12 protein-coding genes are annotated in these 14,407 nt (G+C 72.8%); 8 read left to right on the forward strand and 4 right to left on the reverse strand.

What is annotated here, in order from left to right; translation table 11 throughout:
• Positions 1 to 227 precede the first annotated feature (227 nt).
• The 4 genes from FM110_RS09000 to sbnA all read right to left on the reverse strand — a co-directional run bounded on the left by FM110_RS09000 (position 228) and on the right by sbnA (position 5,847).
• Positions 228 to 536, reverse strand: a complete 309-nt coding sequence (locus FM110_RS09000) for a helix-turn-helix domain-containing protein (protein ID WP_087104435.1) — start codon at positions 534 to 536, stop codon at positions 228 to 230.
• 301 nt (positions 537 to 837) lie between these two features.
• A complete protein-coding gene (locus FM110_RS09005; RefSeq protein WP_087104436.1) occupies positions 838 to 2,547 on the reverse strand; it encodes a type III PLP-dependent enzyme domain-containing protein in 1,710 nt (569 codons plus the stop codon).
• Between the two features lie 11 nt (positions 2,548 to 2,558).
• Entirely contained in the window at positions 2,559 to 4,544 is a 1,986-nt protein-coding gene (locus FM110_RS09010) for an FAD/NAD(P)-binding protein (protein ID WP_087104437.1), read from the reverse strand.
• 88 nt (positions 4,545 to 4,632) lie between these two features.
• Positions 4,633 to 5,847: a 2,3-diaminopropionate biosynthesis protein SbnA gene (gene sbnA, locus FM110_RS09015; RefSeq protein WP_087104438.1), complete on the reverse strand. Its 1,215-nt coding sequence runs from the start codon at positions 5,845 to 5,847 to the stop codon at positions 4,633 to 4,635.
• Positions 5,848 to 6,145: 298 nt separating this feature from the next.
• On the opposite strand from sbnA, the gene FM110_RS09020 reads away from it, so the two are divergent.
• From FM110_RS09020 to FM110_RS09055, 8 genes are all read left to right on the forward strand, one after another.
• Positions 6,146 to 6,631 carry a pyridoxamine 5'-phosphate oxidase family protein gene (locus FM110_RS09020; protein ID WP_087104439.1) on the forward strand — a complete coding sequence of 162 codons (486 nt, stop codon included), beginning with the start codon at positions 6,146 to 6,148 and terminating at the stop codon, positions 6,629 to 6,631.
• A gap of 314 nt (positions 6,632 to 6,945) precedes the next feature.
• Positions 6,946 to 8,598 (forward strand): TIGR04028 family ABC transporter substrate-binding protein, encoded by a 1,653-nt coding sequence (locus FM110_RS09025; protein WP_087104440.1) that lies wholly within the window; start codon positions 6,946 to 6,948, stop codon positions 8,596 to 8,598.
• 79 nt (positions 8,599 to 8,677) lie between these two features.
• Positions 8,678 to 9,661 carry an ABC transporter permease gene (locus FM110_RS09030; RefSeq protein ID WP_087104441.1) on the forward strand — a complete coding sequence of 328 codons (984 nt, stop codon included), beginning with the start codon at positions 8,678 to 8,680 and terminating at the stop codon, positions 9,659 to 9,661.
• Entirely contained in the window at positions 9,661 to 10,647 is a 987-nt protein-coding gene (locus FM110_RS09035; RefSeq protein WP_234992125.1) for an ABC transporter permease, read from the forward strand. Before FM110_RS09030 ends, FM110_RS09035 begins: the two co-directional genes overlap by 1 nt.
• Entirely contained in the window at positions 10,644 to 12,473 is a 1,830-nt protein-coding gene (locus tag FM110_RS09040; protein WP_087104442.1) for a dipeptide ABC transporter ATP-binding protein, read from the forward strand. Before FM110_RS09035 ends, FM110_RS09040 begins: the two co-directional genes overlap by 4 nt.
• Positions 12,470 to 12,994, forward strand: a complete 525-nt coding sequence (locus FM110_RS09045) for a CMD domain protein (RefSeq protein WP_087104443.1) — start codon at positions 12,470 to 12,472, stop codon at positions 12,992 to 12,994. Before FM110_RS09040 ends, FM110_RS09045 begins: the two co-directional genes overlap by 4 nt.
• A complete protein-coding gene (locus tag FM110_RS09050) occupies positions 12,991 to 13,584 on the forward strand; it encodes an alkylhydroperoxidase domain protein (protein WP_087104444.1) in 594 nt (197 codons plus the stop codon). The genes FM110_RS09045 and FM110_RS09050 overlap by 4 nt, the downstream gene beginning before the upstream one ends.
• Positions 13,581 to 14,294, forward strand: a complete 714-nt coding sequence (locus tag FM110_RS09055) for a VOC family protein (RefSeq protein ID WP_087104445.1) — start codon at positions 13,581 to 13,583, stop codon at positions 14,292 to 14,294. Before FM110_RS09050 ends, FM110_RS09055 begins: the two co-directional genes overlap by 4 nt.
• Positions 14,295 to 14,407 lie beyond the last annotated feature (113 nt).

A 14,407-nucleotide genomic window follows, 5' to 3' on the forward strand; every position in this document is an offset into this window, starting at 1 on the left:
CCGGATCACCCCCTACCTATGAACACCCCGCTTACACAGACAAATTGACAGGCCCCTGGTGCTGGGTGTGAGCCACGCGCCAGGCATGTCACGGCATCGCCTTGAGCAACAAGCTGTCGGGCGATCTCGCGACCGAGGAAGGCAGTACCGCCGAGAAGGAGAATGTCCATGGCATCCACCGTCTCAGGTGCTGGCCCTGCGTGCGGTCGGATCTGCTGTGAGCAGCGTCAGGCCGCCAAGACCATCACCGGCGTGGCCAACGTGGCCTCCAGGACACTGGCGGCCCTGCGCGCCACATCAGGAACCTCTAGCTCCAAAGCACCGGCGATGGCATGCAACATCTCCGAAGAGGGGTCCTTCAGCCCGCGCTCGATCTCGGAGAGGTACTGCGCCGACAGGCCTGCTCGTTCGGCGACATCGGACAAGCGCTCGCCTCGCCCGACACGCTCTTGTCGGAGGACATCACCGACGGACTCTCTCCACAAGAGCCCGGCCTGGATCTCGACCGGACCGCTGAAAGGAACTAGGAAACCCATGGAATGGAACCTAGCCGATCAACGTGTCCGGTCAGTACAGCTAGCACTCCTGTTGCGTCGGGTCAGACCGAGGCCGCGCCGCCACCGGCTCGCGTGCCGCCCCGCGCTTGGCAACGCCGTCAGCAGGTCGCGTGCCGCCGAGCGCGAGGCCGCCCCGTGCATGGCCGCGCCGTCAGCTGGTCGCGTGCCGCCCCGTGCGTGCCAGCACCTGCACCTGACGGGACGCATCTGTGCCCACCTCGACCGGTGGGCCGAAGATTCCCGGCATGTAGGCGTGCTCACAGAGCTCTCAAGCGGGGGATCAGGCCCGGATGGGCAGCACCCGGTCGATGCCGTCGCGCTTGAACCCGGGCACATCAGGACGGGGATCGCTGCCTTCGACGGCGGTGCTGCTGTGGTCCGTGCCGCCCGTCCTGCTGCGGTCCGCCACCTCTGCGCTGGGGTGGTCACCTCCGGATCCGCCGGCCTCCCCACCGCCGACGCGCTCCACGTTGGAGGCCAGGGGGATCTGGTGGGACGCGCTCTCCAGGATGTGCATCAGGTACCCGGCGGTGTTGGGCAGGGCGATCACATCGCCCACGGCCACACCCTGCGGGAACGCGAGGCGCCGACGCAGGATCAGCTCGGCCTCGATGCAGTAGGCGCCCACCAGGAACCCCTCGAACCGTTCGCTCGCCCTGCTCTGCCCGGCACCGGCGACCGACGGATCCGTGGCATCGTCGCGTGTGCCGGTGCGCACCAGGATCGGGTCCACCAGGAAGTCGTCGGAGGTGGACCGGCACTGGGTGCGGTTCATCTCCAGCCCCACCAGGGGCACGCCGTCGCTGGCACTGGTGCGCTGGATGACCCTCGCCAGCGTCATGCCGCAACCGTCCATCATGGAGCGGCCCGGCTCGCAGCGCAGCTGCACCCCGCGCTCTCGCAGGGCCTGCCCGGCAGTGGCACCCGGGCGGATCTCGTGGCCCAGGAGCCGCTCCAGCCAGGGCCCGCGGATCACCTGCTGGTGGTAGGGGTACACCTGCCGCAGCGGTTCCCGGCGCCAGGTCAGCGGGGCGGTGGGGGCGTCCTCGCCGGCGTCGGGGGCAGCCGCGGGCCGGTCGTCGTCGGCCGCGCGAGCACCCCCGCCGAGGCCCGACTCCGGGGCCTGCCGCTCGTGGGCCTGCCAGAAGGCGTCCCACTGCTCGGCATCGTCCAGGTAGCTCATCGGGATGCCGCCGCCGATGTCCACGAACGCGCCATCCTGGGCCAGGCCGCGCTCGCGCAGCGCGTCGATCAGCTCCAGCGCCTCCCCGAGGGCGGTGGCGCGCGCGATCGGGTCATAGCCGTGCAGGTGGAAGTGCACACCGTCCACCCGCAGCAGGTCGCCCAGGCCGCCGGAGTCGATCAGCTCGAGCCAGGCGCGGGCCGACTCCCCGAAGCGGGTGGGCGGGATCAGGTCGCTGGGCTTGGGCGCGAGGCGCAGCGCCACGGGGAACGGCTCGGGGGCACCAGAGGCCCCGTCCGCGGGGCGACCTGGTTCCGCGCTCCGGGCGCCGGTGACCTGCTCGGCGACCCTCCGGGAGGCGGCCACCTCGTCGAGGTTGTCCAGCACCAGCAGTGAGCGGGACTCCAGGGCCAGGCGCAGCACCGGATCGGGCTTGATGGCCGCGGTGACCACCACGTCATGCGGCGGCACACCGGCCTCGAGCACCTGGCCCAGCTCGCGCTCGCTGCCCACGTCGACCCCCAGCCCGGCGCGATGCGCGGCACCCACCATGCCGAGGGTCTTGTTGGCCTTGCGTGCCACGAAGATCCGCAGGTCCACCCCGGAGCCCTCGGCCACCTCCGTGAGCTCTGCGGCGTTGCGCGGCAGCGCGGAAAAGTCGTGCACGTTCAGCGGGCTTCCGTGGCGCTCCAGCAGCGAGCTGCAGGTCGCAGGGTCCGCCAGCAGCTCCTGCATCCACGGCTCCAGACGAGCCGACAGCGGCGGGGTTCCCTGGCATGCCTCGCGCAGGGTGGGTTCCTCGGTCACGGCAGGTCCTCTCACTCGGGGGCGACAGCGGGGGCGGGGGCGGCAGGAGCAGCTGCGTCAGCCGGCGCGGCAGGGGCGGCCGCGTCAGCGGGAGCGGCATCGTCAGCGCCCGCAACCCGGTCCGCGATCCGTCGGGCCCAGCATCGGCCCTCGTGGTGCAGGTGGCGGTTCAGCGAGTCGTGGCCGATGACATGGTCCTCTGTGGGCCGCCCGATCAGCGCGAGCCCGGCCACGGTCCGACCGTCGGGGGCGACCAGTGGCGCGTCATCGCGGCCGACGGGGGAGCCGGCCTCGTCGATCATCGCCCCCCGCCTGCCGGGCCGCACCTGCACCAGGCCGCGGTGCAGCAGCGACCCCGCCAGCTCGTCGGTGAGGTTCAGCAGACCGGGCGGGGTGAGCACCGCGTCGATCACCACGTCGACATCGCCGCCCGACGGTGCGTCGTCGTGCCGGCCGGTGGCAGTGGCGTCAACATGCCGGCCGGTGGCAGTGGCGTCGGAGCTCTCGGTCACGGGCGCGACATGGATGCTGTTGCCGTCGATGCCCGTCCCACCATCCATCCAGGACAGGTCCACCGCGCCGGAGTCGATCATCGCCAGCAGCTTGCGGGCGTTGACCAGCGGAGGGCCGAAGGCGAACCGCTCCAGCACCTGCGCGGCCTGCCGGAAGCGCGCCCACTCCTCCTCGGGGGCGTCGCTGCCGCGCAGGGCGGCGGAGACCGGGGAGTAGAGGGTCTGCCACACGCGACCCAGCGCCCAGGCCGGACCGGGCGAGCGGTGGCCCTGGGCCGTCTCGATGCTGCGACGCAGCGCCGCCTCGGCGCGCCCCGCGCCGCGGGGCAGATCGGGTTCCGCACCGGTGCTCAGCGTGTGTTCGACGGCCGCGCGAGAACCAGCGACGGTGTCGCGCGCATCCCGTCCCGAGGTACTGGCGTGCTTCTTGGGCGCGGGTGTCCCCTCGAGCATGGCGGTGGCGGCATCGACCACGATCGCCAGCACCGCGTCCGGGCCCATGCCCTGGCCGGAGGTGAATCGGGCGCGGGCCTGCTCGACGGCGCGCTCGCCGGCCCCGGTCAGGGGTGATCCCGGGTCCGGCTTCGCATCCAGCAGCAGACCCTGCCGGGTGATCGGCCGGATCACGGTCGGCTCGTGCGGCCCGCGATGGTGCACCAGGCGGGCAGGGACATCCGCCTCGGTGCCGCCGCTCGCGTCGACCTCGGTGCTCTCGGTGAAGGTGCCGCCGCGGCCCTCGGCGAGGGTCAGGCAGGCGTCGATGAAGGTCAGCGCCCCGCCGCGCACCGCGACCCGGGAACCGGGTGGGACCTGCTCGGCGCTGAGCATCCGCTCAGCGGGCAGCACCGCCGGGACCAGGGGGAGGGGTGAACTCCAGTGGTGCACCAGGGCGCCCCGGTGGCCAGCGGCGTGACCGGTGGCGATCAGCACCTCGTCCACCGGGCCGACGTCCGCGGGAGCAGCGTCGGTGGTCAGATGCCAGGCGCTGCCTTCGCGCCGCAGGTCCGTCACCCGGGCCCGGGCGTGCTCCACGCGGGCATGCCGGGAGAGACCATGGATCATCTGCTGCCAGCGCTGGGCGAGGTACTCGCCGACCACCGCGCGCGGCGGGTACGGCTCGTCGGCCAGCTGCGGGTACGGGTCCTGCACCCAGCTGGGGTACGCGGGGAAGTCGCCGGTGGCGGGCTCATCCAGGATCGCCGCGGTCACGTTCAGCCGCAGGTGGTGCGGCTGGCCGGAGTGGTAGGCGGCGCCCGTACCCGGCACGGCGACAGGATCGATCACCGTCACGATCAGGCCGGATGCTGCTGACGATTCGGAGGCCGCAGCTCCCGCGTCGTCGGCGGTGGCCGTGGCGGAGCCCGCAGCATCCAGCAGCGCTGTCAGCTCCTCCAGCGCGTACAGCGCCTTCGGTCCAGCACCGACGACGGCGAGCCGCAGCGGCGCATCGGCGGCCGGGCGAAGCGGTGTCTCAGCGGCTGCCATGGGCGGTGCAGTGCGGTCGTCGCGAATCGGGCGGGCAGCACCGTCGCTGCGGGCCGGATGGGCCGTGCTGGCCCGGACGGAGGGCTGCTCAGCCACGGCGGGCGGTCCTGCGCAGCTGCTCGATCCCCTCCGCGATCGCGTCCGTGTCGGCGTCGAGGTTCTCCCGCACCCACTGGTCGTCGTACACGGTCTCCAGGTAGGGAACGCCGCCGTCGTGCACCACGAACACCACGCGGGTGCCGGGCTCGAGGCTGGGGATCAGCCCGCCCAGGGCATGCACGATGCCGCCGGTGGAGCCCCCGGCCAGGATGCCCTCGCTGCGTGCCAGGTGCCGGGCGCCCACCACGCAGTCCAGGCCCTCCACGCGGATCACCTGATCGGGTTGAACCTGGCGGGACAGCTCAGTGACCACGCCCGCACCCATGCCGGGCAGGGGGCGGGGCGCGGCGGTGCCACCGAACAGAACCGAGCCCACCGCGTCGACCGCGATCGCGCGGGTGCTCATGTCGTGGTCGCGGATGTACGCGGAGCAGCCGCCGATGGTTCCGGTCGTGGACACCGCCGCCATCAGCACGTCCACCTGGTGCCCGGTGGCCTCGGCGATCTCCCGCATGGTGCCGTCGTAGTGGGCACGGGGATTGGCGGGATTGCCGTACTGGTACAGGTTCACCGCATCGGGGATCTCCTCCAGCAGCTCCTTGACCCGGTTGAAGCGGGCGGTGAGCAGGTCGCCGGTAGCTGGATCGGGCTCGGAGACCAGGTCGATCTCCCCGCCGAGCGCCTGGATGGTGCGCACGGTGGTGGCGTTGGTACGGGCGTCGACCACGCACACGAACCGCACGTCGTGGGCGTTGCAGGCACGGGCCAGGGCCACGCCAAGGTTGCCGGAGGAGGACTCCACCACGGTGCCGCCGGGGGCCAGTCGCCCGGTCTGCAGGGCGTCGCGCACCATGCCCATCGCCGGCCGGTCCTTGGTGGAGCCACCCGGGTTCACCGACTCCAGCTTCGCCAGGATCTCCACCCCGGAGTCGGGGAACAGGGAGTCCAGACGGATCAGGGGAGTGTTCCCGATGGCCTCGCTGATCCCGGCCACGATCGCGGGCACGGGGGCCGCGAACCCCGCCGCGGAGACGCCCGGGCCCTCCGGGGCGTTGTCGAGGCCGACGGGGATGTCGGGTCCGCTGGTGGCCGCCTCGGTGGGGGTGGCGGGCGGCCGGTCATCCGCGGGCGTGCTGCTGGTGTGCTCCCGCTGTGGGGAGCCGGTGGTGTGCTCCCGCTGCGGGGAGCCGGAGGTGTGGGTCACCTGGCCACGCTACGACATGCAGGCCCCATGAACGGACGGCCTGCTGTGACCGAATGGTCGAGGGGGCGTGGCACCTGCATCCGGTCCCGAAGGGTGCTGGTGGCCGCCGGAGTGCGCGACGAGCTGCCTGGCATCCCGGGACCGGTCGGTCGGGTTCCTGGGTGCCCGTCGCAGGTGCGGAGCCTACGGTCGACGCATCACCGGGCGCGGCCGCCCGACGTCGGCGCGCCCGCTCATCCAGGTGTGACCCAGGGGCCCGCACCCCGTTCGACCACCCGCTCGACCCGATGGAGGAACCGTGAGCACCGACAAGGACTTCACCCAGCAGGACGTCGTCGAGAAGCTGCGCGGCACCAGCATCGTCATGCTGACCACCGCCCGCGCCGACGGCAAGCTGCTGTCCCACCCCATGACCGTCCAGGACGTCACCGACGATGCTGATGTGTGGCTGTTCGTGGGCCTGCAGGGAGATCAGGCCGACGCCCTGCGTCAGGGCCCCGAGGTGAACCTCAACGTCTCCGAGGCCGGATCCTGGCTGTCCGTGGCGGGCAGGGCCAAGTTCGTCGAGGACCGCGCCAAGATCGCCGAGCTGTGGGACGACTCCGCCAAGAGCTACTTCCCCGACGGCGTGGACGATCCGAACCTGGCCCTGGTGCTGGTCACCAGTGAGTCCGCACAGTACTGGGGCCTGCCCGGTGGCAAGGTCGCAGGTGTGGCCCAGATCCTCAAGGCCAAGGTCACCGGCGGCGACACCCCCGGCGGGACGGGGACCACGGAGCTGTGATGCTCGGGTAACCGCCCCCCCCCCGCGACGGGGCCACAGAGGCCAGGGCGCCTGCGACGTGTTGCAGGTGCCCTGGCCTTCGTGCTGTCCAGTCACAAGAAGGACGATTCCGTTCCACGATCGCGAGGTCCTGGAACGTAATCGTCCTTTGCTGGTGCAGTGCAGCTGGTGCGCGGGCCAGGAGCCCCGGTGAGCTCCGGAGCCCCCATGTCACACTATGAACCGCCCTTAGCGATTCTTTGGGACTTGTGGTGCACTGGGGCAGTCCGCGGCACGCCGCCCGGACTGCCCCCGCACTTCCAGGAGCCCCTCCCATGTCCTCCCTCACGCGTCGCTCAGCACTCGCGCTCGGTCTCGGCACCCCGGCCCTGATGGCGCTGGCCGGCTGCGGTTCCGGCACCGGCGGCGACAACGCTGCGGCCGGTGAACCGCAGCAGGGCGGCACCCTGACATACCTGGAGCCGCAGACCTGGAGCACGCTGTACCCGCCGGCGGCCGGTTTCTACCCCAACGGCGGCGTGGTCAACAACATCACCGACCGCCTGCTGTACCAGGACCCCGAGACCCTCGAGCTGCACCCGTGGATCGCCACGGCCCTGCCTGAGGTCAACGAGGACGCCACCGAGTACACCTTTACGCTGCGTGAGGGCGTCACCTACTCCGATGGCACCCCCCTCGACGCCGAGAACGTGGTGAAGAACTTCGACCTGTACGGCGCGGGCGACCCCGATCGGGCACTGACCGTCTCCGAGGCGATCAACAACTACGACCGCGGCGAGGTGGTGGACCCCACCACGGTCCGCTTCCACTTCTCCGCACCCTCGCCCGGGTTCGCCCAGGCCGTCTCCACCATCAACTCCGGCCTGCTCTCCAACGCCACCCTGGACCGCACCGGCGAGGAGTTCGGCCCTGGCAACGCCGCCGACATCATCGGCTCCGGCCCCTTCGTGATCGACGCGGAGGAGATCGGCACCCGCCTCACCCTCACGGTGCGCGAGGACTACGCCTGGCCGCCGGCCACCGCCCAGCGCGAGGGCCGGGCCCTGCTGGACGGCATCGACTACGTGGTCGCCGCCGAGGACAGCGTGCGGGTGGGCACCGTTACCTCTGGGCAGGCCCACATCGCCCGACAGATCGAGGCGCCCGACGAGCCCCAGTTCGCGGCCGACGGGCTGAGCCTGCACGCCGCTTCCACCAACGGCGTCAACAACGGCCTGAGCTTCCGCTTCCGCGACCCGGCCCTGGATGACCTGCGCACCCGCCAGGCGCTGATCGCCGCGATCGACCGCCAGGCCATCGTGGACACCCTGTTCACGGACAACTATCCCCTGGCCACCGGGGCGCTCGCCGCCACCGCCCTGGGCTATGTGGACACCTCCGAGCACTACGTCCACGACCCCGAGAAGGCGGCCTCGCTGCTGGAGGAGGCCGGTTGGAGCGCCGGGGCCGACGGCACCCGCACCAAGGACGGCAAGCCCCTGACCCTCACGTTCAACGAGGCCCTCCCGCAGCCCCGCTCCCGGGAGGTGGTCACCCTGATCCAGGAGCAGCTCACCGAGCTCGGCATTGACGTGCAGCTGCTGCCCGGCGACCAGGCCGCGCAGGACGCCGCCCGGGGCGAGCCCGGCACCGTGCAGGTGTACCACTCGATGGTGGGCCGCTCGGACTACGACGTGCTGAAGTCCCAGTACTCCTCAGACAACCGCAACACCCTGCTCAACGGGTACCCCGACGGCAGTGTCGGCGACCCGGAGCTGGACGAGCTGCTGGCCCGGATCGCCTCCGTGCCGGAGGCCGAGGGGCGGGCCGAGGCCTCCGCCGCGGCCCAGCGGCACCTGGCCGAGCAGGCGCTGATCCTGCCGCTCTTCGAGGAGCCGCAGGTGTACGGGCTCACCGCGGCCGTCCAGGGCTTCGCCACCGAGTCCGTGGGTCGACCCCGCTTCTACGACACCTGGCTCACCGACTGACCCGGACCACGCCCTGGCCCGGACCACGCCCTGATCCGGACCACGCCCTGACCTACCTTACGACCTGCGAGATCACACCATGACCTACCTCCTGCGCCGCACCGGCGGCGCCCTGCTGGTGCTGGCCCTGGCCTTCACCGCGGCGTACGTGCTGCTCGCCGCCCTGCCCGGGGACGCTGTCCTGGCGCGCTACGGCAACCCCGACCTGGGGCTCACCCCGGATCAGCTCGCCGAGATCCGCGCCTCCTACGGGGCCGACCGGCCCGCGATCATCCAGTTCCTCGACACTGCCGCCTCCTTCCTGCGGGGAGACCTGGGCTACTCCGTCCAGAGCGGCGCGGCGGTCTCGGCGCTGCTGGCCGAGGCGCTGCCCTCCACCCTCACCCTGGCGGCGCTCGGCCTGATGGTCGCGGTGGTGCTCGCCGTGGCGATCGCCGCGCTGGCCACCCACCCCGGCCTGCAGTCCCACCGGGTCACCCGGGCATTGCGCAGCACCCTGCGCGGACTGCCGCCGCTGATGGTGTCCCTGCCGGTGTTCTGGATCGGCATGGTGCTGATCCAGGTGTTCTCCTTCCAGCTGGGACTGGTGCCGCTGCTCAACGCGAGCCCCGCCCAGGCGCTGATCCTGCCGGTGGCGACCCTGGCCGTGCCCATCGCCGCCCCGCTGGCCCAGGTGCTGATCCGCTCGATCGACGAGGTCATGGCCCAGCCCTTCGTGGCCGTCGCCCGGGCCCGCGGCGCCTCCTCGACCTGGCTGCTGTGGCACACCGTGGCCCGCAACGCCGTGCTGCCCACCCTGACCATGGCCGGGCTGCTGTTCGGGGAGCTCGTCGGCGGAGCGGTGGTCACCGAGGCCGTGTTCGGCCGGATGGGCATCGGCCAGCTCACCGCCCAGGCCGTCGCCGCCCGGGACACCCCGGTGCTGCTGGCGGTGGTGGTGATCTCCACCGTCGTCTTCGTCCTGATCAACCTCGTCGTGGACCTGCTGTACCCGGTCCTGGACGCCCGGCTGCGGCGCACAGGCGCCGCCGCCCCGACCCGCAGAGTGCAGGTGACCGCCTGATGAGCGCCTCGACCCTCCGCACGGTGAGCCCGGTGTCCCCGTCACATGAGCCGTCCCCGGCCTCGGGCGACGCGTCGCTCGGTGCCACCGCGGCATCGGCGGCCACCGCAGCATCCGGTGGGGCCGCAGCGCCCGACGGGGCCTCAGCAACCGGCGGGACCGCAGCCTCCACGACGCCCCCAGGCCGACGCAGGACCCTGCGCCCCGGCGTGGTGCTGTCGGCCCTGGTGCTGCTGCTGGCCCTGGCCTGGGCCCTGCTGCCCCAGCTGTTTGCCGGCCAGAGCCCCACCGCCACGGTGGGCCCCGCCCTGCAGGCGCCGAGCGCCGCCCACTGGTTCGGCACCGACTCCACCGGGCGCGACCTGTACACACGCGTGGTCCACGGCGCCTCCCACTCGATCCTCGCGGCCACGGTCGCGGTCACCGTGGGTCTGATCGCCGGCACCACCCTCGGGGTGATTGCCGGCAGCCTCGGCGGCCTGGTCGAGGACGCGATCATGCGCCTGGTGGACGTGCTGCTGGCGATCCCGGGCCTGCTGCTGTCGCTGTCGGTGGTGATCCTGCTGGGCTTCGGCACCACCAACGCCGCGATCGCCGTGGGCGTCACCTCCATCGCCACCTTCGCCCGGCTCTCCCGCTCGCGGGTGCTCGCCGTGCGCCGCAGCGAGTACGTGGAGGCGGCGTTCGGCTCTGGCGGCACGCTGCCGGGCATCCTGTGGCGCCACGTTCTGCCCAACTCCGCGGCGCCCGTGGTGGCACTGGCCGCCCTGCAGCTCGGTTCCGCGATCCTGCAGATCTCCACCCTCGGCTTCCTGGGCTACGGCGCCCCGCCGCCCACCCCGGAGTGGGGGCTGCTGATCGCCGAGGGTCGCGACTACGTGGCCACCGCCTGGTGGCTGACCCTGCTGCCGGGCCTGGTGGTGGCCGCGGTGGTGCTGGCCACCAACCGTCTCAGCACCGCGATCGGACAGGAGGACCAGGCATGAGCGCCCCGGCCCCGGACCGCACGGCCCCGACCCCTGACCGCACGGCCCCGAACCGCCCAGCCCGGGCCCTGGACGGCACGGCGCAGGTCCCCGACGGCACGGCCCCGGGCCCGCTGCTCGAGGTCAGCGGCCTGCAGGTGGGCTACCGCACCCGCCGCGGCCTGGTCGAGGCCGTGCGCGGCGTCGACCTCACCGTCGCCCCCGGCGCCATGACCGCCCTGGTCGGCGAGTCCGGCTCCGGCAAGACCACCGTCGCCCAGTCCGTGATCGGGCTGCTGGCCGACAACGGTCGCGTGGGCGCCGGCTCGATCACCCTGCGAGGGGCGGGCGGGACCGCCGAGGAGCTCGTCGGCCTGCCCGCCCGGCGCTGGCGGGAGCTGCGCGGCACCCGTATCGGCCTGATCCCGCAGGACCCTTCCAGTTCCCTGGACCCGGTGCGGACAATCGGGGCCAGCATCGGCGACCCCCTGCGGATCCACGGCTGGCGGGACCGTGACCGGATCCACACCCGGGTGCTCGACCTACTGGAGCGCGTGGGCTTCGACGACCCCGCTGCCCGGGCCCGCCAGTACCCCCACGAGCTCTCCGGCGGGATGCGGCAACGGGCCCTGATCGCCGCGGCACTCGCCCTGGAACCGGACCTGCTGATCGCCGACGAGCCCACCAGCGCCCTGGACGTCACCGTCCAGGCCACCGTGCTGGACCTGATCGACGAACTGCGGGAGTCCACCGGGGCGGGCGTCCTGCTGATCACCCACGACCTGGCGGTGGCGGCGGACCGTGCCGACGCGCTGGTGGTGATGCGCCACGGGGCCGTCGAGGAGTCCGGCCCGGCCCGCCAGGTGCTGGCCGCCCCCGAGGCCGGGTACACCCGCGCCCTGCTGGCCGACGCCCCCTCCCTGCGGCAGGTCGTCCAGCGACGCCCCCCGGCCCCGGACCCGCAGGCTGTGCCGCTGCTGCAGGTGCGGGACCTGCGTCAGGAGTTCGCTTCCCGGGGCAGCCGGGTGCCGTTCCTCGCAGTCGATCGGATCTCCTTCGACGTCGCCGCCGGCACCACCCACGCCCTGGTGGGGGAGTCCGGGTCCGGCAAGACCACCGTCGGCCGCGCCATCTCCGGGTTCCGCCGCCCCACCGCGGGCAGCATCCAGGTGGCCGGCACCGAGGTCACCGCCCTCAGCGCGGGGCGGCCGCTGCGGGAGTTCCGACGCAGCGTGCAGCTGGTCCACCAGAACCCCTTCGGGTCGCTGGACCCCCGCCAGAGCATCGCCGGGATCCTCGAGGAGCCGCTGCGCAACTACCGCCTCGGCACCCGCTCGACGCGGCAGGCTGCGGCGAGGGAGCATCTGGACCTCGTCGGCCTCCCGCAGGACGTCGCCGAGCGCCGACCCCGTGAGCTGTCCGGGGGGCAGCGGCAGCGGGTGGCGATCGCCCGCGCCCTGATCCTGCAGCCGCAGCTGGTGGTGCTGGACGAGGCCGTCTCCGCCCTGGACGTCACCGTGCAAGCACAGATCCTGCGGCTACTGGCCCGCCTGCAGGAGGACCTGGGCCTGACCTACCTGTTCATCTCCCACGACCTCGCGGTGGTGCGGCAGGTGGCCGACACCGTTTCGGTGATGCGGCGCGGTCAGCAGGTCGAGCAGGGCCCGGTGGCCCGGGTGCTCGAGGACCCCCACCACGAGTACACCCAGCAGCTGCTGGCCGCCATCCCCGGAGGCGGTCCGGTCACCGCTGGCACCCCGAGAGGCGGGCGCCCTCCGGTCACCGCCGGCAGCCCCATCACGACCGGCCGCTCCGTACCTCTTCGCCCGGAAGGATCACGCGCATGACCACAGACTTCGACGTCATCGACCACCTCGCCGGGGAGCACGAGAACGGGGACGGGCACATCGCCCGCCTGCGCTCCCTGCGCCCCCAGGCGCGCGAGAACGCCCAGCGCAGCTACGAGGCGCTGCTGGAACCTCAGGACGAGCGCAGTGTCCCGATCCGCGAGTGGTACGCGGTGGCCGCCCACGTGGCCCGCCTGCACGGCCCGGGCCCTGCCGCGGACCTGTACCTCGAGGACCTCCACGACGAGGACCCCGAGCTCGCCGCACGGATCGCTGCCGGTGAGCGGACCGGGCAGGAGCGTCTGGATGCCGCACTCGCCCACGCCGAGCTGCTGGTGCTGCGCCCCCGCGACGCGGAGCCCGCCCACCTGCGCGCCCTCGAGGCGGCCGGCTGGGATGCCGACGGGATCATCACCCTCTCCCAGCTGGTCTCCTTCGTGACCTTCCAGCTGCGCATCGCCCACGGGCTGCGCGTGCTGGCCGCCACCCCTGCCACCGAGACGACGGAGGAGCTGCGATGACCCGCCCGGAGACCTTCACCCAGGAGAGCCTCGGCTGGGTGCCGTGGCTCGAACCGGTGGCCCGCGAGGACCTCACCGCCGAGCAGCACGAGGCGCTGCAGGACGACTTCCGTCGGGCCTCGCCGTACTTCCGCCTGTTGGCTCGTGACCCGCAGGCCCTGCGCGCCCGCACCCTCACGGACCTGGACATCTTCTTCAACACCGAGGGCGGCGCCGGCCGCGCCGAACGGGAGCGGGCGGCCACCGCCACCTCCCGCACCAACGGCTGCATCTACTGCGCCTCGGTGCACTCGGCCGCGGCGACCCGCGAGTCCGGCCGGCGCGAGGACGTGCAGCGCCTGCTCGACGAGGGGGTCGGTGCCGAGCTCGGCTCACCGGCCTGGGACGCGATCGCCCACGCCGCCGACGCCCTCGCCCGTATCCCGCTGGACTTCGGCCCGGCTGATGTCCAACGATTGCGGGAGACCGGGCTGAGTGACGCGGAGATCGTCGACGTGATCAACAGCGCCGCCTTCTTCAACTGGGCCAACCGCCTCATGCTCACCCTGGGCGAACCCGAGGTGCCCACCCGGCGGAGCAAGCGGTCATGAGCCTGCCCGGACTGCTGGACCACGTGGTGATCGCCGGCCCCGACCTCGCCGAGGTGGTGGACTGGTTCGAGGACCTCACCGGCGTGCGGGCCGCACCGGGCGGAGCCCATCCCACCGGCACCGCGAACGCCCTGGTGGGGCTGACCGTCGACGGCAGGCCCGGTCCGCAGTACCTCGAGCTGATCGGCCCGGACCCGGCACAGGGCACCGCTCCAGCCGCCTCGGCAGCGACCAGCTCGGGGGCGACCGCCTCGCTGGCATCGCAGCCGGCCGGATCCCTGCCGGCCTCGTTCGGCATCGACCGCCTGGAGCGGCCCACCCTGGTGACCTACGCGGTCCACCCCGCCGACCTCGACGGGACCGTCGCGCGGGCACGGGCCGAGGGGTATGACCCCGGTGACGTGCGGGACCTCTCCCGCCGCACCCCCGACGGCACCCCGCTGCAGTGGCGGCTCACCCGGGCGGATGATCAGGAGCGCTTCGACCTACCGTTCCTCATCGACTGGGGGAGCACCCCGCATCCCGGGCTGGGCGACCTGCCGCGGCTGGAGCTGCTGGACTTCTACCGCCTCGAGGTGGACCCCGAGCCCCTGCACCTGCTCACGGATGCTCTGGGCCTCGGCGACGGCGTGGCCCGGATCGATGAGGACCCGCAGTCGCGGTTCCTGCTGCGGCTACGCACGCCCGACGGGCGGGTCGTCGAGCTGTGAGGTGGGGCGGGTCGCTCAGACCCGCCCGGCCAGGCGCCGCTCGGCCGCTGGGCCGCCGCCTTCATTCGGTCCGGTCGCTCTGTGAGTCGTCGGTTTCGATTTGATGGGTGCAC

Origin of the sequence: Brachybacterium nesterenkovii, assembly GCF_900163655.1 — a bacterium.
Lineage (GTDB): Bacteria > Actinomycetota > Actinomycetes > Actinomycetales > Dermabacteraceae > Brachybacterium > Brachybacterium nesterenkovii.

Coding starts and splice junctions, on each gene's coding strand:
- FM110_RS09000 (WP_087104435.1), bottom strand. CDS start 536: ATGGGTTTCCTAGTTCCTTTCAGCGGTCCGGTCGAGATCCAGGCCGGG.
- FM110_RS09010 (WP_087104437.1), bottom strand. CDS start 4,544: ATGGCAGCCGCTGAGACACCGCTTCGCCCGGCCGCCGATGCGCCGCTG.
- FM110_RS09025 (WP_087104440.1), top strand. CDS start 6,946: ATGTCCTCCCTCACGCGTCGCTCAGCACTCGCGCTCGGTCTCGGCACC.
- FM110_RS09030 (WP_087104441.1), top strand. CDS start 8,678: ATGACCTACCTCCTGCGCCGCACCGGCGGCGCCCTGCTGGTGCTGGCC.
- FM110_RS09035 (WP_234992125.1), top strand. CDS start 9,661: ATGAGCGCCTCGACCCTCCGCACGGTGAGCCCGGTGTCCCCGTCACAT.
- FM110_RS09040 (WP_087104442.1), top strand. CDS start 10,644: ATGAGCGCCCCGGCCCCGGACCGCACGGCCCCGACCCCTGACCGCACG.
- FM110_RS09045 (WP_087104443.1), top strand. CDS start 12,470: ATGACCACAGACTTCGACGTCATCGACCACCTCGCCGGGGAGCACGAG.
- FM110_RS09050 (WP_087104444.1), top strand. CDS start 12,991: ATGACCCGCCCGGAGACCTTCACCCAGGAGAGCCTCGGCTGGGTGCCG.
- FM110_RS09055 (WP_087104445.1), top strand. CDS start 13,581: ATGAGCCTGCCCGGACTGCTGGACCACGTGGTGATCGCCGGCCCCGAC.